Consider the following 25,373-nt stretch of genomic DNA (forward strand, 5'->3'; position numbering starts at 1 on the left):
TCAATCCCTTAACCTAAAAAAGCCTTTTGATCGCCTGGAAAGCCAGCAGCATTACTGCGCGGCGGCGGTTTTAGCGGCGTTCACGTGGCACCAGTTGTTGTTCTGGTTGATGCCGCCGTCCGGCGAAGTGTAGCCCAGGCAGCCCAGAATGGTGTCGTACAGCTCAACGTGACGACGCGGTACTTTCATCTCCGCCTCTTTCTTCAGCTTCGCAAACGCCTGCGCGTGGTTAGGGTTCGCCAGATACTTATCCGACATCCATACCATCATCGGCACGCGGAACTGCTCCGGCCGCGCCATATGGCGCGGCGTACCGTGCAGATGCTCGTTATCGTTAATGGATTCACCATGATCCGCCGCATAGAAGACAATCGCCTTCTTATCGCGCACCTGGTCGATCACCTTGTCGATAAAGGTATCTACATAAAGCACTGAGTTATCGTAGGCATTGATAAACTCTTCCCGGCTGCACTTGGTATCCACGTTCACACACTCCGGTGTCCAGCGGGCGTAGCTGCGCGGGTAGCGCTGCACATAGTTATAGTGCGAGCCTTTGGTATGCAGCACGATCAGGTGCTTGCCTTCCGGGTGGTTCTCCAGCGAGTTCTGAACTTCATCTATCAGCAGCATATCGTCTACGGTTTTACCGCGGTTGCGCGGGTCTGCGCCAATCTGCTCGCGATAGGAGATGTTGTCAGCCATTGCGTTGCTGTAGAACCACATCTCGCTCTGCATAGCATACAGGTCTGAACTAAAGCCCAGCTGCTTGAGTACCGCAAAGACGTTCTGCTCTTTCAGAGTACGCTGTGGGTTGTCAGACGCCCCGCCCTGGCGCACAAACATGCAGCGCAGCGACAGCTTGGTGGCGGTATCGCAAGAATAGCCGCGGAACGCCGCCAGATTCGGCTCTTTACCCAGCTTCGGCGTGGTATCACGCTCGTAGCCCAGCATCTCCATATGATCCCAGCGCGTGGTTTCGCCGATGATAAACACCACATAGGTATCATCGAGATCCTCAGACGCGGTATAGGTGAACTTTTTCGCCGGATTCAGCAGGGAGTTGTTATCCGAGGACTCATCCACCTGCGCCCAGGCATACAGCCCCAGCGCGGAAAGCCAGTTCGACGGCAGATAGGAGTTGGCCACCACACCGCCGTAACTCGGCATATCCACGCCTGTCGCGCGCTCTACCTTTTTCTGCTGAATATCCAGCAGGCGAATCGGCGCCCAGACCAGCACACCGGCCAGCACCACCGCCAGCACGCTGCGTACGCGTTGTCCGCGGGTGCGCAGCTGACGCAGCAGAGTGTAACGGCAGCGGTTGTTCCAGATGAACAGCAGCGGCGGTGCGCTAATCAGCACGATCCACAGCGCGAATCCCCAGCCGATCACCTCTTTCGACAGGTCGATATCGGTCGTCATCACCGACGCCACGATGCCATAGCCAATGACCACGTTCAGGAAGGTCATGTAATAGCTGGCCCCGGCCGAGAACAGGACGATAAGCGAGGTCAGCACCTGCCACGCGCGGCGTCCCAGCAGCGAAATCAGGCGAAGTAAGAAGAAGGTTACTAAGACGGTGGCGCAAAGCTCCACTACGGCGGCGAATCCATTCCAGGCAGTAAAATGGTCTACATAACCGTCAAAACGGCGGAAAAACACCGCGATGTTCAAAAACAGGCCGATGTATACCGCAAGCAGAAAACTCAGCTTCTGCTGGGTCATCGATTTTATGTAACTCATGCAAGCAATCCCGGAAAACAGAGAATAACAAATCCACTGCTTTGATATTCAAAGCAATCTTGTGGAAAAAAGTAAGATACGCACAGGAATCAGGAGGATTCAAACGTCAGGCGTGGCTAGTAGACCACAGCGGCGGGGAAAAGTGTCTCAGGAGATTGTGATCCGGCCCATTATTTACAAAGCAGCGGGCCGGATCCGCACTATTTGCTCAACGCGATTGTGAATGCTGTACTCACGAAGTCAGCACGTTCAGCTTCACGTCGATATTGCCGCGCGTGGCATTAGAGTACGGGCAAACGATGTGCGCTTTCTGCACCAGCGCTTCCGCCTCGGCCTGATCGAGGCCCGGCAGATGGATGTTCAGCTGCACTTCAATACCAAAGCCGGTCGGCAACGGACCAATCCCGACCTCGCCTTCGATCCACGCATCCTGTGGGATTTTTGCTTTTTCCTGCGAGGCGACGTGTTTCAGCGCACCAAGGAAACAGGCAGAATAACCGGCGGCGAACAGCTGTTCCGGGTTGGTCGCCTCTCCGCCCATGCCACCCATCTCTTTCGGCACGCCCAGTTTGACATCCAGCACACCGTCAGAGGAGACCGCGCGACCATCGCGCCCGCCTGTTGCTTTAGCCTTCGCGCGGTAAACCACTTTTTCTAAAGACATCGCTTGTTCCTTCTGTTGTGAATGTTCAGAAAGCATAGTCGCGATGCCGCATTCACGCGCTGCAACGCAAAACGCCACGCAATGGCGTGGCGTCAGGAGTAACAGAGAGCGCTATCAGGCGTGCGCGTGGGTGTGGTGCAGCGCTTCGCGATTTGGCTGGCGAATGGTAGTGGAGAGCGCCAGGGAGACAATCAGCAGGGCGAAGATAACCACGAAGGTGACGTAGAAACCACCGAACAGCGAGGCGATAAGCGAACCGCAGATGCTGCCGATCCCGAAGCCGAGATAAATCACGCCGTAGTTTTTCGCCAGGTTGTTCAGACCGAAGAACTCGCTCACCAGCGACGGGTAAACGGTAATGGTGCCGCCAAAGTTGAAGGCAACGCAGGCAATGGCCGCGAAGAACGAGACGGCGTTCAGCGGGGCGAACAGCAGGGCCGCCATCCCAATCAGGGAGATCACCTGGCCGATAGTAATCACACGGATACGGGCCATTTTATCGGAGAGAATACCCAGCACCAGGCGACCGCTCAGGTTAGCAATGGAGATAACGGTAACGGCATTGGCGGCGTCCATCGCGCTGAGCTTCACCATGCCCTGGGCAATATCTTTCGCCACGCCAATCACATACAGGCCGGACATACAGGCGGTGAGGAACATCAGAGCCAGCATCCAGTACTGCGGTTTACGCATCGCTTCCGCCAGGGTGAAGTCCTGCGCGGTCTGGCCGTTAGCACTGGTGACCGGCTGCAGCGGCGCATCTTTCATCATGAAAGCACCGAAGACGATCATGGCTGCCACCAGAACGCCCCAGACGATAAAGGTTTGCTCCAGCCCGACGGCATCCAGCAGCCAGGTGTTGATGAATTTGAAACCGAGGCTGCCAAGGCCGTAAGAGCCGATAGCGAACGCGGAAACCAGACCTTTACGCTCCGGGAACCACTTCACGCAGTTGGAGAGCGTCAGCAGATAACCTGCCCCGTCTGCCAGACCCATCAGCAAGCCGGCGCATAACCAGAGCATCAGCAGGTTTTGCGAGTGCGCGGTGAGAAACAGTCCCAGGCCGAGCAGCAGCCCGGACGCGATAGTCACGCGTTTTACGCCAAAGCGTTCCTGCAGCTTACCGGCGACCGATGAGGAAAGCGCCAGCCCGAGGCTTAACAGGCCGAAGGAAAAGGCCACCTGACTTACCGGCGCGTCGAGTTTTTCCGACAGCGCGCCGTTGAACAGGCTCCAGGTATAGACAGAACCCAGCGCGAACTGGGTGATAATGGTTCCGATAAGGGTCAACCAGCGAGTACGGTTTGCAGTGGATGAGATGTTCATAACGGTATTCCTGTAAGGAAATTAACTGTCCTTACAATAGCGAAGGGTATTTACGCGCGGGGTAAAAACGGCATGAGATGCCTCAGCGACGGAATGAAATGCATCTGAGCGGGAATGAATGACCTTGTCAGCGGCACAACGATTTTGATAGTGAGCACACACTATCAATGAGAGGGTTGTTAACGTTGCGATCTGTCCGTAACGCAAATGTTATCAGACGGGGCGGAAGCGGCCCCGTACAGGTACACGCCTTCGTATTAACGCAGCCAACTCAGATTTTCTTTAGTTTCTCGCGCTTCGCCGCTATGCTTGCGCGAAAAATCGCGTAAAATCTCGACAATATTAACGTGTAATTTAATGCTTACCGCATAAAAGTTAGCGAGTGTTCACATCAAATAGCGTGGACCTGGCAACCGCGGTGACAGGTATCTTTCGCGCGCTACCGCATAATTCGTCAATCTACCGGCTGCGGGGGCGTCTACGTTTCATTAACCACGCACCAATAACAATAAAACCGATACCCACCGGGCGAGCGACCCCTGCGGACCAGGATCGGAGGAGATGGCATGACGAAGTTGATCCCCTTTTCGCAAGACGCACTGATGGAACGGCCCTACAGCATGACGGGCGTCGCACTGGATGATGAAGATCTTTCTGAAGAGCTGGCGCTGCTGGGCCAGCTTACCCGCTGGCGTGAATCCGCTGGCCTGAGCCGGGCGCAGGTTGCTGAGCGCATGGGCGTTAAGCCGCCGGCAATATCGCGTCTTGAACGCAACATTACCCGCGCCACCTGGAATACGCTGCGCCGCTACGCCGAGGCCTGCGGAGTAAAAATAGCCCTGACAAACCGCCAGTAAGGCCGCCGGCGCGGTTTAAAACTTCGCGCTGAGACCAAGGTTGTAGATAAACGGGTCGCCGCTGTCGGTCGTGCCGTCGCTTTGTGACAGCGAGGTCCAGGCGGCAACGTGGCGAGTCAGCGGCATGTCTACGCCAACGCTCACATCCACCCAGGTTTCATACTGGCTGCTGGTCGGTACCAGATGCAATCCGGCCTGGGACTGCCACACATTTTCGCCAAACGGCTGGTTATAGCTGACCTGCGCCCACGGGCGCACCGGGCCCAAGAAGGAATCGACCCGCCAGCCCAGCGTGCTGACCGGGGCCAGCAGATCGCCGTCGCTGTCGTACATCGCCGTACTGCTGCCATCCCGGCGCCAGCCAGCCACCGGGCCGGTGGTAATGCGCCGCGTCACCGGGATGCTTAACCCGGCGCTGGATTGCGCCGGGTGCGCTGCGTCAAAGGCTCGCTGCCGGGAATCAATGCGCTCTGCGAGAATATCTTCATAGCGGGGTTGGTGATCGCTGTCCCAGGTATACCGTGCCGCAGTATCACTCTGTGTGCTGTCAGCGATATATTCCTGTTGCCATGCATACGCGCCCTGGCTGACAGCCAGGCACCACAATATCAACACCCTGCACGTCTGCGCGGGGCGGCCACTGCGAAAATGCGTAATCATTAAAGCGACTCCAGAAAAGAGCCGGATCCGGCGGTTAGTTTTGATTTTTAGTCGGGCATGGGGATATCCCTGCATTAACTATTGTCTCTTTATCAGACACGTCAAGCCGGGGAAAACAGAATTTCACCGTCGCGTAACCATAAGGAAAGACACGCCGATGCAACGATGCGGATGGGTCACCCAGGACCCGCTTTATATCACCTACCACGACACCGAATGGGGCGTGCCGCAACGCGATGAACATGCGCTGTTTGAGATGATCTGCCTCGAAGGCCAGCAGGCGGGTCTGTCATGGATTACCGTATTGAAAAAGCGGGAAAATTACCGCCGCTGCTTCTGTCAGTTCGACCCGCAAAAGGTGGCCGCTCTCCAGCCGGAGGATGTTGATCGCCTGGTGCAGGACGCGGGCATCATTCGCCATCGCGGCAAGATTGAAGCCATCATTACCAACGCCCGCGCCCTGCTGGCAATGCAGCAAAACGGCGAATCATTTTCAGATTTTGTCTGGGGTTTCGTTGATCACCAGCCGCAGCTGACGCAGGCCACCACCCTCGGCGAAATCCCGGCCACCACGCCCGTTTCCGACGCGCTCTCAAAAGCGCTGAAAAAACGCGGATTTAAGTTTGTGGGCTCTACCATCTGCTACTCCTTTATGCAGGCCTGCGGATTAGTGAACGATCACATCACTTCCTGTCACTGCCATCCCGGGAACGGGAAATGATCCGCGCCGCGCGCAGCGACGATCTGCCCGCGCTGCTGGAGCTGTGGCTGGTCAGCACCACCCAGGCTCACCCCTTTATCGACGAGAGCTACTGGCTGGAAAGTCTTGGCCTGGTGCGCGAAGTATATCTGCCCGGCGCGCAAACCTGGGTGTGGGAAGAGAATGGGCTGAAGGGCTTTATCAGCGTGATGGACGCGCGCTTTATCGGCGCACTGTTTGTCGCCCCTGACGCGCTATCACAGGGCATCGGCAAGGCGCTGATACGCCACGTCATGGCGCGCTTTCCAGACCTGAGCCTTGAGGTGTATCAGAAAAACACACGGGCGGTGCACTTCTATCACCGCCAGGGCTTCCGCATTGAGGAGAGCGCCTGGGAGAATGAAACCCACCACCCGACGTGGATTATGCGCTGGCAGGCGGATCAAACGCCGTAACGTTTAACGCTGGCCCGGTGTATTTTTCCATCCACACCAGCGAAGAGTTCGCCGCGCAGCCGTTCGCCAGCCGTGACGAGGGAATGTCGCGCGTCAGCACGTTCACCGCCCCGTTTTTGCATAGCCCGCCGTTTTGCGCATCGAGATCCGGCCAGGCCCCCTGATGGATACAAATGGTTCCCGGTCGGATACCGTCGGTGATCACCGCCCCGGCCAGCACCTGCCCGCGATCGTTCCACACCCGCACCACGTCACCCGCTTTAATGCCGCGCTGGCGCGCATCGTCCGGATGCAGCGTCAGCGGCTCGCGGCCCGCTACGGCATACTGCTCGCGCAGGTGCGCGTAGTTAAGCTGGCTATGCAGACGGTGCGCCGGGTGCGAGGAGAGCAGCTCCAGCTGGCCCGGCTGTGCATTACCGTGCCACTCATCGGGCGGCATCCAGCTCGGATGCGGAGGGCAGTCGGTATAGCCGAATGCGGCGATGCGCTCGGAGTAGATTTCGATTTTACCGCTCGGCGTTGACAGCGGATTAGCCTGCGGATCGGCGCGAAACGCGGCGAAGCGAACAAACTGCGCATTCTTTTCGCTCTCCGGCATCTCAATCAGTTCGTTGGCCGCCCAGAAGTCGGCGAATGGCGGGAGCGTCACACCCTGCGCTGCACCGCGCTCATTCGCGATGTTATAGAAGGTTTCCAGCCACGCCAGCTCATCTTTGCCTTCGGTAAAACGCTGCATACCGCCGGTTTCCCAGCGCTCGCTCAGTTCGGCAAAAATATCAAAATCATTACGCGCTTCACCCTGCGGCGGCACCACCTGCTTCATCGGCACCAGATGCTGGTTGCTGTAGTCGCCGGTCATGGTGAGATCGTTGCGCTCGAATGAGGTCGTAATCGGCAGCACGATGTCCGCATGGCGCGCCGCTGCGGTCCAGAAGCATTCTGAGATCACCACCAGCTCTGGCTTCTGCCAGGCGCGGATCAGGCGGTTGGTATCCTGATGATGGGTAAAGTTGGCTCCGCCCGCCCACCAGATGAAGCGCAGATCCGGGAAGTGCTTATCGAGGCCGTTATGCTGGTACGCGCCGCCGGGGTTTTCCAGCGCTTCAACGATGCGCGCCACCGGGATTTTCTCTACCGCGTCGATGCCATCCTTCACGCTTCCCTGCATTGAGGCCAGCACCGCGGCGCGGCGCGTCGGGTTACCGCCGTTAGCGAAATGATAAGACAGCCCGAAGCCGCCGCCCGGCGTACCGATCTGCCCGAGCATCGCCGCCAGCGTCACCAGCATCCAGTGTTTCTGCTCGCCGTACTGCTGGCGCTGCATTCCCCAGCCTGCCATCAGGATGGTGCGGTTTTCATGGAACAGTTTTGCCAGCTCACGGATTTTTGCTTCCGGAATACCGCAGATCGGTGCCGCCCAGGCCGCATCTTTTGCCACGCCGTCGCTGGTCCCGGTCAGGTAGTCGGCGAACCGGTCATAACCGTGGGTGCAGGCCGCAAGAAATTCGCGATCGTGCCAGCCGTTTTCCACCAGCGTATGGGCGATGCCCAGCATCAGCGCCACGTCGGTGCCCATATGCGGGGCCAGCCATTCCATGCTGTCGCCAAAGAAGTCGACGGTTTCGGAACGCATCGGGTCGATGCAGATCAGTTTCTTACCGCTGCGCTTGAGCTTTTCAAACCAGCCGATGCCCTGCTCGTCTGAGGCGTTCCAGGCAATCTTCAGGGTATTGAGCGGATTGGCGCTCCACAACACCACCACATCGCTGTGCTCCAGCACCAGCGGCCAGCTGGTCTGCTGCTGATAAACTTCGTTACCGCCCACCACGTAGGGCATGATCACCTGCGCGGCACCGGTGGAGTAATCGCCCAGGTGACCGGTATAGCCGCCCGCCAGACTCATGTAGCGCTGCAGCAGCGTCGCCGCTTTATGAAATACCCCGTTGGAGCGCCAGCCGTATGACCCGGCAAAAATGGAGGCCGGCCCAAAGTTGTCGCGGATGCGGCGATGCTGGGTATCAATCAGCTCCAGCGCCTCGTCCCAGCTGATGCGCACGTACTCATCGTCTCCGCGCACCCCCTGCGGCTTATCCGGCGACGCGAGAAAGCCCTTGCGCGCCATCGGGTAGCGCACGCGGGTTTTGCTGTGTACCTGGTCCGGGACCGCGGTTTGCAGCGAATTAAGATGACGGCTCTCCAGCGCACCACGGGAAGCGATAACGCGCTCGCCGTCGGTTTCGACCAGCATGGGTCCCCAGTGGGCGGCGGTTAATACCGGTTTAGAAGATGATGAATTAGCCAAAACGCGCTCCTGAGTAACGTATGCAGGCGAAGGCGGCGCGATACCGCACTCTTTATGGTTCATTGTCCGCGGTGCTGACAGACGTTGCGCCTGCACCAGCAATCAGAACGAACTTACAAATTAAGACGAAAGGCATGAATTTTCATCACATTTACAGGGCATAATCAACCGCCGCTTTAAAGGTGGTTTAGCAAAATAAGTAATTAAGGAAAAACGATGAAAAAACGTGTGGTTATTATTGCTGCTGCGATCAGCGGCGCGCTGGCCCTTTCTGGCTGTACTACTAACCCCTACACCGGCGAACGTGAAGCGGGTAAATCCGGCATCGGCGCAGGTCTGGGGTCGCTGGTTGGCGCGGGCGTAGGCGCACTCTCCTCCTCCAAAAAAGACCGCGGCAAGGGCGCGCTGATTGGCGCAGCGGCAGGCGCGGCGCTGGGCGGCGGTGTCGGTTACTACATGGACGTGCAGGAAGCAAAACTGCGCGACAAAATGCAGGGAACCGGCGTGAGCGTGACGCGAAATGGCGACAACATCATCCTTAACATGCCGAACAACGTCACCTTCGACAGCAGCAGCGCCACCCTGAAACCGGCGGGCGCCAATACCCTCACTGGCGTAGCGATGGTGCTGAAAGAGTACCCGAAAACCGCCGTTAACGTAGTGGGTTACACCGACAGCACCGGTGGTCAGGATCTGAACATGCGCCTGTCGCAGCAGCGTGCCGACTCCGTTGCCAGTGCGCTGATCACCCAGGGCGTGGCATCCAACCGCCTGCGCACTTCCGGCCTTGGCCCGGCGAATCCGATCGCCAGCAACAGCACGGCAGAGGGCAAAGCCCAGAACCGCCGCGTTGAGATCACCTTAAGCCCGCTTCAGTAAGGCGTAGCGCCGTTCGCCCGTCGGCGGGCGGCCGCTTCCCGCGTTAATTCCCCGTCGTACTTTCATCCCGCGCGCAGAAAGGCTTATTATTCAAAATTATGCCTGACATCCGCGACAGGCGACGACGAGGACCGCCATGACCCGAACCCGCCCGACCATCAGCGATGTCGCCAGAGCGGCAAAGACCGGTAAAACCAGTATTTCCCGCTATCTGAACGGCGAAAAGCATCTGCTGTCGCAGGCGCTGCTGGCGCGCATTGAACAGGCGATTGCGGACCTCGACTACCGCCCGAATCAGATGGCGCGCGGCCTGAAGCGTGGCCGTACCCGGCTCATTGGCCTGATCATCGCCGATATCACCAACCCCTACTCCGTGGACGTGCTGAGCGGTATCGAAGCAGCCTGCCGTGAAAAAGGCTTTACCCCGCTGGTGTGTAACACCAACAACGAGGTAGACCAGGAGCTGCACTATCTCGACCTGCTGCGCAGCTACCAGGTAGAGGGCATCGTGGTGAACGCGGTCGGAATGCGCGAGGAGGGACTGAACCGCCTCCAGCAGTCGGCGCTGCCGATGGTGCTTATCGACCGCAAAATCCCGGACTTCGCCTGCGACGTCGTAGGGCTGGACAATACCCAGGCCGCCACCACCGCCACCGAACACCTGGTCAGCCAGGGATTTGAAGCGATGCTGTTCCTCAGCGAACCGCTCGGCACCGTCAATACGCGTCGTGAGCGCCTCGCCGCCTTCCACCATACTCTGAGCCATCATCCTGGCGTCATCGCGCAGAACGCAGAAGTCACGCTGCACGACAGCGAACGGCTGGACAACGCCCTGCGTCAGTTCCATACCGCGCATCGGGGGATGCGCAAGGCGGTGATCACCGCGAACGGTGCGCTGACGCTGCAGGTCGCTCGCGCTCTGAAGCGCATCGGGCTGCACTGGGGGGCTGATATTGGCCTGCTGGGCTTTGACGAGCTGGAATGGGCAGAGCTGGCCGGCGTCGGGATCACCACCCTGAAACAGCCCACCTGGCAGATGGGCTATGCCGCGCTGGAGCAGGTGGTGAAGCGTATCGAAGGCAGTCAGGACGCGGTACGCGAACAGGTCTTCTCCGGCGAGCTCATCGTGCGCGGCTCCACGTCTCGCTGACACACGCCCCGTGACGGCGATCATAAATTCGGCATCCCATCCTTCTCTTTGGAACCGGTTCCATCTAGCGTAATAGTTAATGTTACCCAGATGTAAACGCGCCGGAGATACCGATGCCGAGAGAAATTATTGTTGTTACAGCCGCTTATGGAACCGATCGCATTCAGGCAGCGGGTGGCCAGGGCAACCTGCTGCCGATCATCGCCGACGCCGGTGCCGACGGCGTAGAAATCCGCCGCGAACTGCTTAGTGCTGCGGAACTCGATACGCTGCCCGCGCTTGGGCAGAGCATTATTCAGCGCGGGCTATTCGCCTGCTATTCCGCCCCGGAACCGCTGTGCGCGCCCGACGGTAAACTCAACCCGGCCTTGCCCGCCCTGCTAGGCGAAGCCGCGCAGCTAAACGCCCGCTGGCTGAAAGTCTCTCTCGGCCACTTCCACACCGCCGCCTCACTCGCCCCGCTGAAAGGCTGGCTGGCGCAGTACAGCGTGGCGCTGGTGGTGGAGAACGATCAGACCGAATGCGGCAGGCTTGACCCGATGCAGCGTTTTCAGACCGCGGTTACGGCTCAGGCGCTGCCGGTGACGCTCACCTTCGATATGGCCAACTGGCTATGGGTGGGCGATGCTCCGCACGAGGCCGCGCGCCAGCTCGCCCCGCTGGTGAGCTATATCCACGTCAAAGCTGCCGTACCGCATCACTATCACTACCGCGCCGTGGCGCTGGATGACGCCACCGCCGAATGGCGCGATCTGCTGCGCCTGCTGCCGGTTGACGCGCCGCGCGGCATCGAGTTTCCGCTGGAAGGCCGCGATCTGACCGCCGTCACCCGCCATTACGTCAATGTGCTACGCGAGGAGTAAGCGATGCATAACTCACTGGATGTCATCACCCTGGGCGAAGCGATGGCGATGTTCGTCGCTACCGAAACCGGGGATCTCGCTGAGGTGGAGCACTTTATTAAACGCGTTGCCGGGGCAGAGCTGAACGTGGCGACCGGGCTGTCCCGCCTCGGCCTGAAGGTGAGCTGGGTCAGCCGCGTAGGCAATGATGTGCTCGGCCAGTTCGTGCTTAACAGCCTCGAAAAAGAGCGCATTTCAACCCAGGGCGTCACCATCGACGACCGTTATCCGACCGGTTTTCAGCTTAAATCAAAGGTTGAAGATGGAACCGATCCCAGCGTGGCCTATTTCCGCAAAGGGTCTGCCGCCAGCCACCTTAGCACGGACGATTTCAACGCGCCGCTGTTCTACAGCGCCCGCCATTTGCACCTGAGCGGCGTGGCCGCTGCGCTGTCGTCCAGCTCGCTTGAACTGCTCAACCATGCGGCGCGGGCCATGAAATCCCAGGGCAAAACCATCTCCTTCGACCCCAACCTGCGCCCGGTGCTGTGGGAGAGCGAGGCCACCATGATCCGTGAACTCAACCAGCTGGCGTTTCAGGCCGACTGGGTTCTGCCGGGCCTGAAAGAGGGCACTATCCTCACCGGGCAGAGCACGCCGGAGGGGATCGCTGATTTTTATCTCGAACGCGGCGTCCAGCTGGTGGTGCTGAAAACCGGCACTGACGGCGCCTGGTATAAAACCGCCCGTGGCGAGCAGGGCGCAGTGGCGGCGATCAACGTCGATAACGTGGTGGATACCGTCGGCGCGGGCGATGGCTTCGCGGTCGGCGTCATCAGCGCCCTGCTGGAAGGAAAAACCGTTGAACAGGCCGTGGTGCGCGGCAACCGTATCGGCGCACTGGCGATACAGGTACCCGGCGACAGCGAAGGACTGCCGACCCGTGAACAGCTTGGCGAGGCATAACAACATCACCCGCCAGTAACCTTTTACCGTGCATCGGCCTCTGCCCTACAGCCCGGTTCGATGCTGCCCGCAACCTGCGAGGAAAGACGATGAAAAGCGCAACAAATGCAGCAAAACGCTGGTGGTATATCATGCCCATCGTGTTTATCACCTACAGCCTGGCCTATCTGGATCGCGCCAACTTCAGCTTCGCCTCGGCTGCCGGGATCAACGAGGATCTGGGTATCACCAAAGGGATCTCCTCCCTGCTCGGCGCCCTGTTCTTCCTGGGCTATTTCTTCTTTCAGATCCCCGGGGCGATCTACGCCGAGCGCCGCAGCGTGCGCAAACTGATCTTCGTGTGTCTGATCCTGTGGGGCGGCTGCGCCTCACTGACCGGCGTGGTGAATAATATCCCGCTGCTGGCCGCCATCCGCTTTATCCTCGGCGTGGTCGAGGCGGCCGTGATGCCGGCGATGCTGATCTACATCAGCAACTGGTTTACCAAATCAGAGCGTTCACGCGCCAACACCTTCCTGATCCTCGGCAACCCGGTGACGGTGCTGTGGATGTCGGTAGTCTCGGGCTATCTGATTCAGGCTTTCGGCTGGCGTGAAATGTTTATCATCGAAGGCATCCCCGCGGTGCTGTGGGCCTTCTGCTGGTGGGTACTGGTGAAAGACAAACCGGCGCAGGTCGGCTGGCTGTCAGTGCAGGAAAAGGCGGCGCTACAGGCGCAGCTGGAGAAAGAGCAGCAGGGCATCAAAGCGGTGCGTAACTACAGCGAAGCCTTCCGGTCGCGTAACGTAGTGCTGCTGTGCATGCAGTACTTCGCCTGGAGCATCGGCGTTTACGGCTTCGTGCTGTGGCTGCCGTCGATTATCCGCAGCGGCAGTGAAAATATGGGCATGGTGGAAGTCGGCTGGCTGTCCGCCGTGCCGTATCTGGCCGCCACCATCGCCATGATCGTCGTCTCCTGGGCCTCGGACAAAATGCAGAACCGTAAGCTGTTCGTCTGGCCGCTGCTGCTGATTGGCGCGCTGGCGTTCATCGGCTCCTGGGCCGTTGGCGCGGACCACTTCTGGATCTCCTATACCCTGCTGGTCATTGCCGGCGCGGCGATGTATGCCCCTTACGGCCCGTTCTTTGCCATCATCCCGGAGATGCTGCCGAAAAACGTGGCGGGTGGCGCGATGGCACTGATCAACAGCATGGGCGCGCTCGGCTCATTCGTGGGCTCCTGGGTAGTGGGTTACCTGAACGGGTCAACCGGCAGCCCGTCAGCATCCTATATATTTATGGGGGTGGCGCTTTTTGCCTCGGTATGGCTTACTTTGATTGTTAAGCCTGCGACAAATCAGGCACTTCCCGCAGGCGCTCGCCACGCATAAGACGTGGGCGGCTATGTGCCGCCCCGCTATCTCTTCTCACTTAATCGATCTACGGAGTACCGCATGAAGCCGTCCGTTATCCTCTACAAAGCGCTGCCAGATGACCTGCTTGCCCGCCTGGAGCACCATTTCACCGTCACCCGGGTAGACGACCTCAGCCCGGAAACCGTCGCGCAGCACGCCGACGCCTTTGCCAGCGCCGAAGGGCTGCTGGGATCGAGTGAAAAAGTGGATAGCGCGCTGCTGGAAAAAATGCCCGGACTGCGGGCCACCTCGACGGTTTCCGTGGGCTACGACAACTTTGATGTCGACGCGCTCAACCAGCGTGGCATTTTGCTGATGCATACCCCCACCGTGCTGACCGAAACCGTGGCCGATACCATGATGACGCTGGTGCTCGCCACCGCCCGCCGTGCGCTGGAGGTGGCCGACCGCGTGAAAAACGGCGAGTGGACCGGCAGCATTGGCCCGGACTGGTTCGGCATTGATGTGCACCATAAAACGCTCGGTATCGTCGGGATGGGCCGTATCGGCCTGGCGCTGGCCCAGCGCGCGCACTTCGGCTTCAGCATGCCGGTGCTGTACAACGCCCGCAGCCATCACCGTGAAGCGGAAGAGCGCTTCAATGGCCGCTACTGCGATCTGGACACCCTGCTCGCCGAGTCCGACTTTGTCTGCGTGGTGCTGCCGCTGACCGAGGAAACGCGCCATAAATTCGGCAAAGCGCAGTTTGCGCGTATGAAAAACTCGGCCATTTTCATCAATGCCGGGCGCGGCCCGGTGGTTGATGAACAGGCGCTCATTGAGGCGCTCAAATCGGGCGAAATCCATGCCGCCGGGCTGGATGTGTTCGAGCAGGAACCGTTGCCGGCAGACTCGGAGCTGCTGAAATTACCTAACGTGGTGGCGCTGCCGCATATCGGTTCCGCCACCCACGAGACGCGCTACAACATGGCAGCCTGCGCCGTGGATAACCTGATCGACGCGCTGCAGGGCAAGGTGGAGAAAAACTGCGTAAATCCGCAAGTTTTGAAATAACAGTGCGTTAACGAGGGCTCCACTGGCCGCGGACCCTCAATTTTTCCTTTTCTTTTCTGTTCTGCGAGTCCGCTTCCAGGGTTTCACGCCCCTGCGTATCTGCAAATCGTTCCCCGCCTGTTAACCTATTTGCCAAACAGGGACGGGGATTGATAGTATGGTGAATGAAAAATGGACGCCCCATACGCGCCTTTACGTAGTAAAACAACTGGTGCTGAACGGCAAGGTTCGTACTACCGGCAGCGCGCTACGCCATGCGCTCGCCGCAGGCTATCGCGAGCCGGTACTACAGCAGATGTGTGACGTCATTTTGCGTCTGCAGCCCGATGACTTTTATAAAAGCATGACGACACTGGCCGATCACAGGATTTGGCAGGACGTCTGGCATGGTCATGACGGTGACACAGCGCTTTATATCAAACTGACCGTCATAGACGATCTGTTAATCGTCTCTTATAAGGAGCTATGAATGAAATGTCCGGTCTGCGGCGGTGCAGAACTCATTCATGACACCCGCGATATTCCCTGGGTCTATAAAGGCCAGCAAAGCCTGTTGCCCGCTATTACCGGTGACTATTGTCCTTGTTGCGGGGAAATCATCCTCGATGAAGAACAAAGCAATCGCTATGCACGGGCTATCCGCGAAGCGAAAAAAGCGATAAATGCCCGGCACATCGATCCGGCATTTATCGCCCGGATACGGCAAAAAATGGCGCTGGACCAGCGAGAAGCAGCCGCGCTTTTTGGTGGTGGGGCTAATGCATTCTCACGCTATGAAACCGGCAAAACGCAGCCGCCACTGGCAATGATTAAACTCTTCAAGCTGCTGGATAAGCACCCCGAGCTGATGGCGGAGGTCAAAACGCTGTAATAAAAAAGGGCCGCATTTGCGGCCCTTTTCACAGCGCTTACGCGATTACTGCATCGCGTTGGTAGCGGTAGTATACGCCTGCGTAAAGGCGCGGTGCTGTTCAGCCAGCGGGCCGATCAGCGTGTTGTACTGGCTCGCCTGTTCGGAGGTCGGGAACTGAATGCCGTTGGCTACAAAGCCAACCTGGGTTCCCTGCTGGGCGATAAAATCACCGACCTGCACCAGCTGCTGGGTGAAGGTCTGCGCGGCCGGGATCAGCGGCTGCATGGCGTTGGCCGGCGCGGTCACGACTTTATCGTAAGCCTTATCATAAACCGGCTTAAGTTCTTCATTCTGCTTCAGGCCGCTGCGGGCGTTGTCGGCCTGCATTTTTGCGCTCTGCAACTGCTGGCTCAGCACGTTGAGGGAACCGTTCGCCTGACGCAGCGCGTCGCGCTGGGTCATGTAATCCTGCGGCACACGAATACCGTTCACGCTCTCTACCACCGGACGAATACCGGCATCCATCGCCTGATTCAGCTGCTGCGAGTAGCCGTACAGAATGGCGTAATCAGAGACGAACGGGCCAAACTGTTTTTTCTGATCGGCAGTCAGGGTGGGGAGACGCTCACCGCTGCGCATCACGCTATTTTGCAGAAAATCGATAAACGCTTTGCGCTGATCGCCTTCCTTATCAAAGCACCCACTCAGACTCACTACCATCAGCAACGCCGCAATCGGCGCGAACCAGCGAGAGCAGGACTTACCTGTCGCCATTTTTATACTCCTTTCAACCGTATTGGCGGCACGCGTGTGCCTTTAACGCCCACAAGAATAGTCCAGGTGGGGCCTCACATGATACCCCTTCAGGCAACTCTTTTCCCGCCGTACACCATGTGCGCGGATCATTAACAATCCTGTGAGGCGATGTTCAGAGGAACCAAGGATCTTTCCCGATCCTTATGCATCATTTATATGATGATTTACAAAAAAATTCTCAGGCAGCCTCGTTCTTGATTATTCAATCGGTTATATCGATCGCATCTGCATGATCAGGCACTGGTTGTGCATAAAATGCTGTTTTAGATCAAATTTATTTTCGCTGTGACCTGTGATCGTTTTTTTACCGACTATTCTTAAATGGCTTCTTAGTTGTTCACGTTCCCGCGGTGTGAGGTATGAGGAGTTCTCAATGGAATATAAAGAGCCTATAGCTGAGTTGTTGAGTAGTCTGGAACAGATTGTTTTTAAAAGTGAATCCGATACGCTTGTTCGCACACAAAAGCCTGCATCCCTGACAGAATTCGAACAGGTTCGAAAGAGTACAGGCCTGAAAATAGATGATTTCGCACGTGCGATGGGAGTGAGCGTGTCAATGGTGAAAGAGTGGGAATCGAAGCGTGTAAGACCCTCTTCTACCGAGCTGAAACTCATGCGCCTGATTCAGGCGAATCCGCGTCTCAGCAAGCAGTTAATGGATTAATTTGTCGTACCGGTTCTTCATGAAACCCCGCCTGCGCGGGGTTTTGCGTTTTCTGAGCGAAAAAAAACCCGCCGTGAGGCGGGCGAACTTAGTGAAATGACCGTTTGCTGTAGCAAACTTTTGATTATGTAGTTGTCATGTCAGGCACGATATCAGCAGCTGTCAGACAGGATGCAGTGGTCTGTTGACGCCGCATTTCGGGTTACCCCTGCTTTATCTGCTCCGCCCTGGCTGAAGGCGGTTTACCTGAACACGATGGCTATTTTACCCGCCGCGCCGCCAACAAAAATTAGTTGAAGCCGTAGCAGGGGCCAATTAAACGCGCCCCGGTGCCAGATTAGGAATACGGCGGGGATATGACGACGAAAAAAAACCCGCATTACGCGGGTTTTTCGTGTGGCAGGCCGTTACTGCAGGATGGAGATATCCGCCACCTGCAGGAACAGCTCGCGCAGCTTAGCCAACAGGGTCAGGCGATTAATACGCACCTGCTGATCCTCTGCATTTACCATCACCTTCTCGAAGAACTCATCCACCGGCTCGCGCAGCGAGGCCAGTTCGATCAGCGCATCCTGATAGCGTCCTTCCGCGAACAGCGGTTGCAGCTTGTCACGCATCACTGACACCTGCATCGCCAGACGGATTTCCGCATCGTCTTTCAACACCGACGCGTGCACCGTATCGTTCAGCGTTTCAACCGACTTCGCGAGGATGTTAGACACGCGCTTGTTGGCCGCAGCCAGCGCAGACGCTTCTTCCAGAGTGCGGAAGTGGGACACGGCTTTCATGCGCGCATCGAAATCTGCCGGACGGGTCGGACGACGCGCCAGCACCGCCTGGATGGTGTCCACGGTGTAGCCCTCTTCCTGATACCAGGCGCGGAAGCGGCCCAGCATAAAGTCGATGACGTCATCGGTAACGTTCGCATTGCTGAGTTTGCTACCGTAAAGGCGCACCGCTTCTTCGGTCAGGGTCTGCAGATCGAGCGGCAGGTTTTTCTCAACGATGATGCGCAGCACGCCCAGCGCGGCGCGGCGCAGCGCGAACGGGTCTTTATCCCCTTTCGGATGCTGACCGATACCGAAGATCCCCGCCAGGGTATCCATCTTATCGGCAATCGCCACAGCACAGGCTACCGGGTTGGATGGCAGGTCGTCACCCGCAAAGCGCGGCTGGTACTGCTCGTTGAGCGCCACCGCCACGTCTTCGGCTTCGCCGTCGTGACGCGCGTAGTGCATGCCCATCACGCCCTGGGTGTCGGTGAACTCGAACACCATGTTGGTCATCAGGTCACACTTGGAGAGCAGCCCGGCGCGGGTGGCATGATTCACGTCCGCCCCAATCTGACCCGCAATCCAGCCGGCCAGCGCCTGGATACGGTCGGTTTTATCGCGCAGGGTACCCAGCTCTTTCTGGAACAATACGGTTTCCAGACGCGGCAGATGATCTTCCAGCCGTTTTTTACGGTCGGTATTGAAGAAGAACTCCGCATCCGCCAGACGCGGACGTACGACCTTCTCGTTACCAGAGATAATCTGATGCGGATCTTTGGATTCGATGTTGGCGACGAAAATGAAGTTCGGCAGCAGTTTGCCGTCGTTGCCGTAGACCGGGAAATACTTCTGGTCGCCCTTCATGGTGTAGACCAGCGCTTCCGCCGGCACCGCGAGGAATTTTTCCTCGAAGGTGGCCGTCAGCACCACCGGCCACTCCACCAGCGACGCGACCTCTTCCAGCAGGCTGTCGCTGAGATCGGCATTACCGCCAATCTGGCGCGCTGCGGCTTCCGCGTCTTCTTTGATTTTAGCTTTGCGCAGTTCGTAGTCGGCGATGACTTTGCCGCGCTCCAGCAGAATTTGCGGGTACTGATCGGCATTATCGATAGTGAACTCCGGCTCGCCCATAAAGCGGTGGCCACGGATCACGCGGTCGGACTGAATACCCAGAATCGTGGCCGGGATCAGCGCATCGCCCAGCAGCAGGGTCACGGTATGTACCGGACGCACAAACTGTACGTCTGACGCGCCCCAGCGCATCAGTTTCGGGATTGGCAGCTTCGCCAGCGAGGTGGCAATCATGTTCGGCAGCAGTGTCTGGGCGCTTTCGCCTTTCACGTGCGCGCGATAGACCAGCCACTCGCCTTTGTCGGTCACCAGACGGTCGGCCTGGTCAACGGTGATACCGCAGCCGCGCGCCCAGCCTTCCGCTGCTTTGCTCGGTTTACCTTCAGCATCAAAGGCCGCAGAAACCGCCGGGCCACGTTTTTCTACTTCGCGATCCGGCTGGGACGCCGCCAGGTTTGCGACTTTCAGCGCCAGACGGCGCGGCGCGGCAAACCACTTCACCTCACCGTGGGCAAGGCCCGCAGCGTCAAGTTCAGCGGTAACGTTGGCAGCAAAGGACTCAGCCAGGCTGCGCAGGGCTTTTGGTGGCAGCTCTTCAGTGCCAATTTCCACCAGAAAGGTTTTTTCAGACATGGCAGCCTCTTATTTGTTCTTGTTGCACATCGGGAAGCCGAGGGCTTCGCGGGAAGCGTAATAGGCTTCCGCCACTGCTTTGGTCAGCGTGCGGATGCGCAGGATATAACGCTGACGTTCCGTCACCGAGATCGCCTTGCGGGCATCCAGCAGGTTGAAGCTGTGGGCTGCTTTCAGAATACGTTCGTAGGCCGGCAGCGGCAGCGGGTTTTCCAGCGCCAGCAGCTGCTGTGCCTCTTTCTCATACTGCTCGAAGCAGGTGAAGAGGAAATCCACATCGGCGTATTCGAAGTTGTAGGTGGACTGCTCCACTTCGTTCTGGTGGAACACGTCGCCGTAGGTGGTTTTACCCAGCGGGCCGTCGCTCCAGACCAGGTCATAAACGCTGTCTACGCCCTGAATGTACATGGCAAGGCGCTCAAGACCGTAGGTGATCTCGCCGGTTACCGGTTTGCACTCCAGGCCGCCGACCTGCTGGAAATAGGTGAACTGCGTCACTTCCATCCCGTTGAGCCACACTTCCCAGCCCAGACCCCATGCACCCAGCGTTGGGTTTTCCCAGTTATCTTCCACGAAGCGAATGTCATGAATCGTCGGATCCATGCCCAGCTCTTTCAGCGAGCCGAGGTACAGCTCCTGGATGTTTTCAGGCGACGGCTTGATGATCACCTGGAACTGGTAGTAGTGCTGAAGACGGTTCGGGTTTTCGCCGTAGCGACCGTCGGTCGGACGACGAGAAGGCTGAACGTAGGCTGCTGCAATAGGCTCCGGGCCAAGCGCGCGCAGACAGGTCATTGGGTGTGAGGTGCCGGCGCCCACTTCCATGTCCAAAGGTTGAACAATGGTGCAGCCCTGGCGAGCCCAGTAATCCTGAAGCGTCAGGATAAGGCCCTGGAAGGTCCTGGTATCAAACTTTTGCATAATATTTCGTGCTGGATACGTGGTTGGGAATGGAAGCGGTCAGTATACCCGTTGACCGCAAGATATACAGCCTCAATCCTTGCGCAAAAGCCGGGTTAAGCGCCCGAATAGCGCGCTTAGCGCATGGAAAGATGCAAAAACGCGCTTTTTTCATCGAAAGTGCAGGTAAACCCTTCATCCCGCACGGTATAGCCACGCAGTTCATAGCTGCGCTGGAAAGATTCGATATCAACCACGCTGATACCGCGACGGTCGGTGTTGTAGCGGTACGAGGCTTTATCAATGCACAGCTGCGTCATCTGGAACGGTCGTGGCGGCACGCCGGGGGTGGCGGTTGCCTGCTGCGTCTGCGGTGCCGGGGTACTGCATCCCGTCAGGCTGCTCAACGCAAGCAGGATCGTCAGGCCGCAGCGGAGGGGGGCGATCATCATTTTTTGTTATCGTTCCGTTAACTCACTATTCTGATTACGTTCTGCCGTCTGACAGAGTAGTTATTGTGTAAAGCGCCGCCGCGGCTGACAACCGCAGGCGATAAATCTCAGACAGATCCTGGTTAAAGGCGTTCCCGCCCTGCGTAACGTCATGCGCCGGGCACTATTGAGGATGGTACAGAGGCACTGATGCAGCAAAAAATTTACTGGATTGATAATCTTCGCGGGATCGCGTGCCTGATGGTGGTGATGATTCACACCACGACCTGGTACATCACCAATCCGGGCAGCATCAGTATGCCGAACTGGGAGTGGGCCAACGTGCTTAACTCTGCCTCACGCGTCAGCGTGCCGCTGTTCTTTATGATTTCAGGCTATTTGTTCTTTGGCGAACGCAGCGCGCAGCCGCGCCATTTCCTGCGTATTGGCCTCTGTCTGGTGTTTTACAGCGTGCTGGCGCTGCTTTATATCTGGCTGTTTACCTCGATAAACCTTGAGTTGGCGCTGCGCTACCTGTTCCAGAAGCCGGTGTTCTACCACCTGTGGTTTTTCTTCGCCATTGTCGTGATTTATCTGGTGTCGCCGCTTATTCAGGTTCGTCAGGTGAATCCGATAATGCTGCTGGTGTTGATGGCGGTGACCGGCATCATTGCGAACCCCAACACCGTGTCGCAGAAAATCGGCGGGGTCGAATGGCTGCCGGTGAATCTCTATATTAACGGCGATACGTTCTACTACGTGCTTTACGGGGTATTAGGCCGTGCGATCGGCACGCTGGAGACGCAGCGTCGACGGCTGACGTGGCTATGCGCGGCGCTGTTTGCCGGCGCGGTACTGGTGATTTCGCGCGGCACGCATCATGAATTGCTGGCACGCGGCAACTTCGCCGACACCTGGTATCTCTATTGCGGGCCAATGGTGTTTATCGCCGCCGCGAGTCTGCTGGTGGTGGTAAAAAATACCCTGGATACGCGCCCGGTGCCGGGCCTGAGCCTGATTTCTCGTCACTCGCTGGCCATCTACGGTTTCCACGCGTTTATCCTGCATGCGCTGCGCACCAGGGGCCTGGAGCTGAAGGCCTGGCCGCTGCTGGATATCGCGTGGATATTTGGCGCCACGCTAACCCTGAGCCTGCTGCTGTCGATGGGATTACAGCGTATCGACCGCCGCCGCTACGTCAGCTAACACGCTGTCGCGCGCGGTAGAGCTGGCGCGGGGAGGAAAAGCCCGCCGTCGTGGCTGCCTGCTCAACGCCCTGGCCCTGCAGCAGACACTGCTCTGCCAGCGCCAGCCGCAGCTGCTCCAGATAATCGCGCACGCTGATGCCCAGATGCTGTTGAAACAGGCGCGTCAGATGCCGGGAGCTGACGTGCGCGCAGGCGGCAATCCCCTCAAGCGACCACGCCGCCTGCGGGTTGGCCGCCAGCAGATCCTGCACCCGGTGAATTGCCGGGTGAATGTGATTGCGGTAGCGCAGCCAGGGTGAGAGCTGCGGATCGTCCCCCGAACGGCGGAACCAGACCACCATTTCACGCGCAACTTCCAGCGCTACCCGCGGCCCACACAGGCGGTGGATCAGGTGCAGCGCCAGGTCGATACCAGACGTAATGCCTGCGCTGGTCCAGATACCGTTATCTTCGACAAAAATGCGGTTATCTTTCACGATAGCGCCCGGTGCCGCGGCTTTCAGGCGCGCCAGTACATCGTGATGCGTCGTGCACTGCACACCGTGCATCAGCCCGGCTCGCGCTGCCAGCAGGGCCCCGGAGCAGATACATACCAGCGAGATATCGCCCCGTTGCACCGCAGGCTGTAGCCGGGTCAGCCAGCGACGGATCGCCTCCGCCTGCGGGGTATCAAACAGCCGCGTTGAGTCGGTCACACCCGGCAGCACCAGCAGGCTACCGGGCGGCAACGTCTCCGGCAGCGGAACGATACCGCCGATGGTCAGGCCCAGCGAGGTGGCAACCTCCGGATCGGGTCCGATGTAGTGCAGCGTGAAATGCTTCGCAGCGAGAGCAAAGGCTTCCGCCGGCCCGGTCAAATCCAGCGCCAGCACGCCGGGGAGCATCACAAACCAGACGTCAGTTTTCATGTTAACAGTTCCAGACACGCGGAGACGGTAAGCGGCGTGGCGAAGCGCCCGGCCAGCACAGTTTCAGTGCGATGCCGCAGCGCGTTGACGTCCAGGGTTATCCTCTGATGGGTCATGGGAAACGTCAGGGTCGCTTCGGTGACAAACGTCACCCGATACCCCAGATCGGACGCCACGCGCGCGGTAGTTTCACAGCACTGCTCGGTACGAATACCGCAGATGATGAGGTGATTACAATCGCGCTGTCGCAGCCAGCGATCCAGCCCGGTATCGGTGAAGGCGTTATGCACGTGTTTTTCAAAGATCGCTGCTGGCGTGTGGGTCAGAAACGGCATTGGCTTGACGTAGCCGGAAGCGTGGGAGAACACCCCTTCGTCTTCAACATGAAAAATATCCACAACGGGGATGTGTCGCGCCTGAGCGCCGCTGAGCAAACGGGTCAGCGCCTGCTGGAATGCCGGAAAATCCGTCTCCTGCCAGTAGTCACGATGGAAAAAAGAACACTGGGTATCAATGTTAAGCACGGCGCTACGGGACATTTCTGGACTCCTTATCAACAGGGTATAACCCAGTCTGACAGGCGTTCGCCACCAGAATAAGACCAGAAAAGGACATGAAGCGGGCGTTTCAGGACAGACACGCCAGGATAAGCGCAGCCGTGGAGCGCGCCGCTGAGCCAGCCGGTCAGCGACGCGTTGAGGTCAGGCCATCAGCGGTAGTAGCTGCTGATAAATCTGGCGGAAAGTGGCGCGTCGCCCGGCATAGCGCTCGCGGCGCGCCGCGTCAGGTAGGTGCTGCTGCTCCAGCGGCAGATGCGGTAGCAGTTCATTCAGCGCTCGCCCTTGAGACAGGGCAACCTGCGCCAGACGTGCGGCCCCCAGCGCCGGCCCGACATCGCCGCCGGTGCGATAATCCAGCGGCATTCCGCTGATATCGGCCAGCATCTGCCGCCAGTAAGGGCTGCGCGCCCCGCCGCCGATAAGCGTTACGCTCCCGGGCCTTACCCCGCAGGCGTGAACCGCATCCATCCCCTCTGCCAGCCCGTATCCAACCCCCTCCAGCACCGCGCGCGCCAGTTCAGCCGGGCCGTGCTGATGCGTCAGGCCAAAAAAGACGCCCTTCGCTTCAGGATTGTTGTGCGGCGTGCGTTCCCCGGAGAGATAAGGCAAAAACCACACCGCGCCCGCGTTGTCATCGGCCTGCTGCGCTGCAGCAAGCAGCGCCGGTACGCTCGCCACACCGGTCAGTTTTGCCGCCCAGTCGAGGCAGGATGCCGCACTGAGCATTACCGACATCAGATGCCAGCGGTTCGGCAGCGCATGGCAGAAGCTGTGCACCGCCTGCTCCGGCTTGCTGCGAAAACCATCGCTGACCGCGAAGTAGACCCCCGAGGTGCCGAGCGACAGCATTGCCTGCCCGCTCTCCACCATACCGACGCCCACGGCGCCCGCCGCATTATCTCCCCCGCCTGCGACCACCGGCACGGCGGGCATCGCCCACGCCTGCGCGACGTCATCTTTAAGCACGCCGGTGATTTCACTGCCTTCAAACAGGGCAGGCATATGGGCGCGCGTCAGCCGGCAGGCATCGAGCATTTCATCGCTCCAGTCGCGCTGCGCCACGTCCAGCCACATCGTTCCTGCCGCGTCGGACATATCGCTGGCGAATTCGCCGGTCATGCGCAGCCGCAGATAGTCCTTGGGCAGCAGCACCTTATCGAGCTGGCGGAACACGTCTGGCTCATGGCGCGCTACCCACAGAATTTTCGGTGCAGTAAAGCCGGGCATCATCAGGTTACCGGTGATCTGACGGGAGGCAGGCACCGTCTGCTCCAGCAGGGCGCACTCTTCCGCGCAGCGTCCATCGTTCCACAGGATGGCCGGGCGCAGCACCCGCTGCTGGCGATCAAGCAGCGTTGCGCCGTGCATCTGCCCGGCCAGCCCCAGCGCTTTCACCGCACCCAGCGAGTGCTGCGCGCCCAGCGCGCGCATCGCCCGATCCGTTGCCTGCCACCACTGCTCCGGATCCTGCTCAGACCACAGCGGATGCGGACGCGACACCGTCAGCGGTGCGGTACTGGATGCCAGCACCTCGCCCTGCTCATTGAGCAAAATCGCTTTTACGCCCGAGGTACCGAGATCGATGCCGATATACATAGCGGCAA

Annotated in this window: 25 protein-coding genes; 13 read left to right on the forward strand and 12 right to left on the reverse strand. The window is 58.7% G+C overall.

What is annotated here, in order from left to right:
• Nucleotides 1–51: 51 nt before the first annotated feature.
• The 3 genes from eptB to ET34_RS0110990 form a co-directional block, all read right to left on the reverse strand.
• Nucleotides 52–1,743: a kdo(2)-lipid A phosphoethanolamine 7''-transferase gene (eptB, locus tag ET34_RS0110980; protein ID WP_031522005.1), complete on the reverse strand. Its 1,692-nt coding sequence runs from the start codon at nucleotides 1,741–1,743 to the stop codon at nucleotides 52–54.
• A 232-nt stretch (nucleotides 1,744–1,975) separates the two neighbouring features.
• Nucleotides 1,976–2,407 carry an organic hydroperoxide resistance protein gene (locus ET34_RS0110985; protein ID WP_031522007.1) on the reverse strand — a complete coding sequence of 144 codons (432 nt, stop codon included), beginning with the start codon at nucleotides 2,405–2,407 and terminating at the stop codon, nucleotides 1,976–1,978.
• Nucleotides 2,408–2,521: 114 nt separating this feature from the next.
• Nucleotides 2,522–3,733, reverse strand: a complete 1,212-nt coding sequence (locus ET34_RS0110990) for an L-lactate MFS transporter (RefSeq protein WP_031522008.1) — start codon at nucleotides 3,731–3,733, stop codon at nucleotides 2,522–2,524.
• Between the two features lie 620 nt (nucleotides 3,734–4,353).
• Between ET34_RS0110990 and ET34_RS0110995 the strand changes: the two genes are divergently transcribed.
• On the forward strand, nucleotides 4,354–4,590 hold the full coding sequence (locus ET34_RS0110995; RefSeq protein ID WP_035891273.1) for a helix-turn-helix domain-containing protein: 237 nt from the start codon (nucleotides 4,354–4,356) through the stop codon (nucleotides 4,588–4,590).
• A gap of 15 nt (nucleotides 4,591–4,605) precedes the next feature.
• On the opposite strand, the gene ET34_RS0111000 is transcribed toward ET34_RS0110995, so the two are convergent.
• Entirely contained in the window at nucleotides 4,606–5,250 is a 645-nt protein-coding gene (locus tag ET34_RS0111000; RefSeq protein ID WP_031522012.1) for a hypothetical protein, read from the reverse strand.
• Between the two features lie 157 nt (nucleotides 5,251–5,407).
• Here ET34_RS0111000 and tag point away from each other — a divergent pair, with 157 nt between their 5' ends.
• Complete coding sequence (tag, locus tag ET34_RS0111005) at nucleotides 5,408–5,971, forward strand: DNA-3-methyladenine glycosylase I (RefSeq protein ID WP_031522013.1); 564 nt, start codon at nucleotides 5,408–5,410, stop codon at nucleotides 5,969–5,971.
• Entirely contained in the window at nucleotides 5,968–6,405 is a 438-nt protein-coding gene (locus tag ET34_RS0111010; protein WP_031522015.1) for an N-acetyltransferase, read from the forward strand. Before tag ends, ET34_RS0111010 begins: the two co-directional genes overlap by 4 nt.
• Here the strand turns inward: ET34_RS0111010 and ET34_RS0111015 are convergent.
• A complete protein-coding gene (locus ET34_RS0111015; RefSeq protein ID WP_031522017.1) occupies nucleotides 6,374–8,707 on the reverse strand; it encodes a molybdopterin guanine dinucleotide-containing S/N-oxide reductase in 2,334 nt (777 codons plus the stop codon). The genes ET34_RS0111010 and ET34_RS0111015 overlap by 32 nt on opposite strands.
• Before the next feature lie 216 nt (nucleotides 8,708–8,923).
• Between ET34_RS0111015 and ET34_RS0111020 the strand changes: the two genes are divergently transcribed.
• From ET34_RS0111020 to ET34_RS0111055, 8 genes are all read left to right on the forward strand, one after another.
• Complete coding sequence (locus ET34_RS0111020; RefSeq protein ID WP_031522019.1) at nucleotides 8,924–9,586, forward strand: OmpA family lipoprotein; 663 nt, start codon at nucleotides 8,924–8,926, stop codon at nucleotides 9,584–9,586.
• A gap of 136 nt (nucleotides 9,587–9,722) precedes the next feature.
• Complete coding sequence (locus ET34_RS0111025; protein ID WP_031522021.1) at nucleotides 9,723–10,736, forward strand: LacI family DNA-binding transcriptional regulator; 1,014 nt, start codon at nucleotides 9,723–9,725, stop codon at nucleotides 10,734–10,736.
• A gap of 113 nt (nucleotides 10,737–10,849) precedes the next feature.
• Nucleotides 10,850–11,599: a sugar phosphate isomerase/epimerase family protein gene (locus ET34_RS0111030; protein WP_031522023.1), complete on the forward strand. Its 750-nt coding sequence runs from the start codon at nucleotides 10,850–10,852 to the stop codon at nucleotides 11,597–11,599.
• Between the two features lie 3 nt (nucleotides 11,600–11,602).
• The gene (locus ET34_RS0111035) at nucleotides 11,603–12,544 is read left to right on the forward strand and encodes a sugar kinase (RefSeq protein ID WP_031522025.1); all 942 of its coding nucleotides are present in this window, start codon (nucleotides 11,603–11,605) and stop codon (nucleotides 12,542–12,544) included.
• Between the two features lie 89 nt (nucleotides 12,545–12,633).
• Nucleotides 12,634–13,914, forward strand: a complete 1,281-nt coding sequence (locus ET34_RS0111040; protein WP_031522027.1) for an MFS transporter — start codon at nucleotides 12,634–12,636, stop codon at nucleotides 13,912–13,914.
• A gap of 63 nt (nucleotides 13,915–13,977) precedes the next feature.
• A complete protein-coding gene (gene ghrB / locus ET34_RS0111045) occupies nucleotides 13,978–14,952 on the forward strand; it encodes a glyoxylate/hydroxypyruvate reductase GhrB (protein WP_031522028.1) in 975 nt (324 codons plus the stop codon).
• Between the two features lie 157 nt (nucleotides 14,953–15,109).
• The gene (locus ET34_RS0111050) at nucleotides 15,110–15,421 is read left to right on the forward strand and encodes a type II toxin-antitoxin system MqsR family toxin (protein WP_031522030.1); all 312 of its coding nucleotides are present in this window, start codon (nucleotides 15,110–15,112) and stop codon (nucleotides 15,419–15,421) included.
• Nucleotides 15,422–15,823 (forward strand): type II toxin-antitoxin system MqsA family antitoxin, encoded by a 402-nt coding sequence (locus ET34_RS0111055; protein WP_031522032.1) that lies wholly within the window; start codon nucleotides 15,422–15,424, stop codon nucleotides 15,821–15,823. It abuts the gene before it with no gap.
• A 45-nt stretch (nucleotides 15,824–15,868) separates the two neighbouring features.
• On the opposite strand, the gene ET34_RS0111060 is transcribed toward ET34_RS0111055, so the two are convergent.
• On the reverse strand, nucleotides 15,869–16,579 hold the full coding sequence (locus ET34_RS0111060) for a DUF3053 domain-containing protein (protein ID WP_031522034.1): 711 nt from the start codon (nucleotides 16,577–16,579) through the stop codon (nucleotides 15,869–15,871).
• 415 nt (nucleotides 16,580–16,994) lie between these two features.
• On the opposite strand from ET34_RS0111060, the gene ET34_RS0111065 reads away from it, so the two are divergent.
• Nucleotides 16,995–17,285 carry an HTH-type transcriptional regulator gene (locus tag ET34_RS0111065; protein WP_031522035.1) on the forward strand — a complete coding sequence of 97 codons (291 nt, stop codon included), beginning with the start codon at nucleotides 16,995–16,997 and terminating at the stop codon, nucleotides 17,283–17,285.
• Nucleotides 17,286–17,692: 407 nt separating this feature from the next.
• Here the strand turns inward: ET34_RS0111065 and glyS are convergent, their stop codons facing one another.
• The 3 genes from glyS to ET34_RS0111080 all read right to left on the reverse strand — a co-directional run bounded on the left by glyS (nucleotide 17,693) and on the right by ET34_RS0111080 (nucleotide 21,114).
• Nucleotides 17,693–19,762, reverse strand: coding sequence for a glycine--tRNA ligase subunit beta (gene glyS / locus ET34_RS0111070; RefSeq protein WP_031522037.1), 2,070 nt, complete (start codon nucleotides 19,760–19,762; stop codon nucleotides 17,693–17,695).
• A 9-nt stretch (nucleotides 19,763–19,771) separates the two neighbouring features.
• A complete protein-coding gene (gene glyQ / locus ET34_RS0111075) occupies nucleotides 19,772–20,683 on the reverse strand; it encodes a glycine--tRNA ligase subunit alpha (RefSeq protein ID WP_031522039.1) in 912 nt (303 codons plus the stop codon).
• Nucleotides 20,684–20,799: 116 nt separating this feature from the next.
• Nucleotides 20,800–21,114 carry a YsaB family lipoprotein gene (locus ET34_RS0111080; protein ID WP_035891219.1) on the reverse strand — a complete coding sequence of 105 codons (315 nt, stop codon included), beginning with the start codon at nucleotides 21,112–21,114 and terminating at the stop codon, nucleotides 20,800–20,802.
• 189 nt (nucleotides 21,115–21,303) lie between these two features.
• On the opposite strand from ET34_RS0111080, the gene ET34_RS0111085 reads away from it, so the two are divergent.
• Nucleotides 21,304–22,299 (forward strand): acyltransferase, encoded by a 996-nt coding sequence (locus tag ET34_RS0111085; RefSeq protein ID WP_031522043.1) that lies wholly within the window; start codon nucleotides 21,304–21,306, stop codon nucleotides 22,297–22,299.
• Here the strand turns inward: ET34_RS0111085 and ET34_RS0111090 are convergent.
• From ET34_RS0111090 to xylB, 3 genes are all read right to left on the reverse strand, one after another.
• The gene (locus ET34_RS0111090) at nucleotides 22,292–23,209 is read right to left on the reverse strand and encodes a GlxA family transcriptional regulator (protein WP_031522045.1); all 918 of its coding nucleotides are present in this window, start codon (nucleotides 23,207–23,209) and stop codon (nucleotides 22,292–22,294) included. The genes ET34_RS0111085 and ET34_RS0111090 overlap by 8 nt on opposite strands.
• Nucleotides 23,206–23,748, reverse strand: a complete 543-nt coding sequence (locus ET34_RS0111095) for a cysteine hydrolase family protein (protein ID WP_031522046.1) — start codon at nucleotides 23,746–23,748, stop codon at nucleotides 23,206–23,208. Before ET34_RS0111095 ends, ET34_RS0111090 begins: the two co-directional genes overlap by 4 nt.
• Nucleotides 23,749–23,910: 162 nt before the next feature.
• Nucleotides 23,911–25,365, reverse strand: coding sequence for a xylulokinase (gene xylB, locus ET34_RS0111100; RefSeq protein ID WP_031522047.1), 1,455 nt, complete (start codon nucleotides 25,363–25,365; stop codon nucleotides 23,911–23,913).
• Between the last annotated feature and the right edge of the window lie 8 nt (nucleotides 25,366–25,373).

It is taken from the genome of Siccibacter colletis, from assembly GCF_000696575.1.
Lineage (GTDB): Bacteria > Pseudomonadota > Gammaproteobacteria > Enterobacterales > Enterobacteriaceae > Siccibacter > Siccibacter colletis.

Coding starts and splice junctions, on each gene's coding strand:
- eptB (WP_031522005.1), bottom strand. CDS start 1,743: ATGAGTTACATAAAATCGATGACCCAGCAGAAGCTGAGTTTTCTGCTT.
- ET34_RS0110985 (WP_031522007.1), bottom strand. CDS start 2,407: ATGTCTTTAGAAAAAGTGGTTTACCGCGCGAAGGCTAAAGCAACAGGC.
- ET34_RS0110990 (WP_031522008.1), bottom strand. CDS start 3,733: ATGAACATCTCATCCACTGCAAACCGTACTCGCTGGTTGACCCTTATC.
- ET34_RS0110995 (WP_035891273.1), top strand. CDS start 4,354: ATGACGGGCGTCGCACTGGATGATGAAGATCTTTCTGAAGAGCTGGCG.
- ET34_RS0111000 (WP_031522012.1), bottom strand. CDS start 5,250: ATGATTACGCATTTTCGCAGTGGCCGCCCCGCGCAGACGTGCAGGGTG.
- tag (WP_031522013.1), top strand. CDS start 5,408: ATGCAACGATGCGGATGGGTCACCCAGGACCCGCTTTATATCACCTAC.
- ET34_RS0111010 (WP_031522015.1), top strand. CDS start 5,968: ATGATCCGCGCCGCGCGCAGCGACGATCTGCCCGCGCTGCTGGAGCTG.
- ET34_RS0111020 (WP_031522019.1), top strand. CDS start 8,924: ATGAAAAAACGTGTGGTTATTATTGCTGCTGCGATCAGCGGCGCGCTG.
- ET34_RS0111025 (WP_031522021.1), top strand. CDS start 9,723: ATGACCCGAACCCGCCCGACCATCAGCGATGTCGCCAGAGCGGCAAAG.
- ET34_RS0111030 (WP_031522023.1), top strand. CDS start 10,850: ATGCCGAGAGAAATTATTGTTGTTACAGCCGCTTATGGAACCGATCGC.
- ET34_RS0111035 (WP_031522025.1), top strand. CDS start 11,603: ATGCATAACTCACTGGATGTCATCACCCTGGGCGAAGCGATGGCGATG.
- ET34_RS0111040 (WP_031522027.1), top strand. CDS start 12,634: ATGAAAAGCGCAACAAATGCAGCAAAACGCTGGTGGTATATCATGCCC.
- ghrB (WP_031522028.1), top strand. CDS start 13,978: ATGAAGCCGTCCGTTATCCTCTACAAAGCGCTGCCAGATGACCTGCTT.
- ET34_RS0111050 (WP_031522030.1), top strand. CDS start 15,110: ATGGTGAATGAAAAATGGACGCCCCATACGCGCCTTTACGTAGTAAAA.
- ET34_RS0111055 (WP_031522032.1), top strand. CDS start 15,422: ATGAAATGTCCGGTCTGCGGCGGTGCAGAACTCATTCATGACACCCGC.
- ET34_RS0111060 (WP_031522034.1), bottom strand. CDS start 16,579: ATGGCGACAGGTAAGTCCTGCTCTCGCTGGTTCGCGCCGATTGCGGCG.
- ET34_RS0111065 (WP_031522035.1), top strand. CDS start 16,995: ATGGAATATAAAGAGCCTATAGCTGAGTTGTTGAGTAGTCTGGAACAG.
- glyS (WP_031522037.1), bottom strand. CDS start 19,762: ATGTCTGAAAAAACCTTTCTGGTGGAAATTGGCACTGAAGAGCTGCCA.
- glyQ (WP_031522039.1), bottom strand. CDS start 20,683: ATGCAAAAGTTTGATACCAGGACCTTCCAGGGCCTTATCCTGACGCTT.
- ET34_RS0111080 (WP_035891219.1), bottom strand. CDS start 21,114: ATGATGATCGCCCCCCTCCGCTGCGGCCTGACGATCCTGCTTGCGTTG.
- ET34_RS0111085 (WP_031522043.1), top strand. CDS start 21,304: ATGCAGCAAAAAATTTACTGGATTGATAATCTTCGCGGGATCGCGTGC.
- ET34_RS0111090 (WP_031522045.1), bottom strand. CDS start 23,209: ATGAAAACTGACGTCTGGTTTGTGATGCTCCCCGGCGTGCTGGCGCTG.
- ET34_RS0111095 (WP_031522046.1), bottom strand. CDS start 23,748: ATGTCCCGTAGCGCCGTGCTTAACATTGATACCCAGTGTTCTTTTTTC.
- xylB (WP_031522047.1), bottom strand. CDS start 25,365: ATGTATATCGGCATCGATCTCGGTACCTCGGGCGTAAAAGCGATTTTG.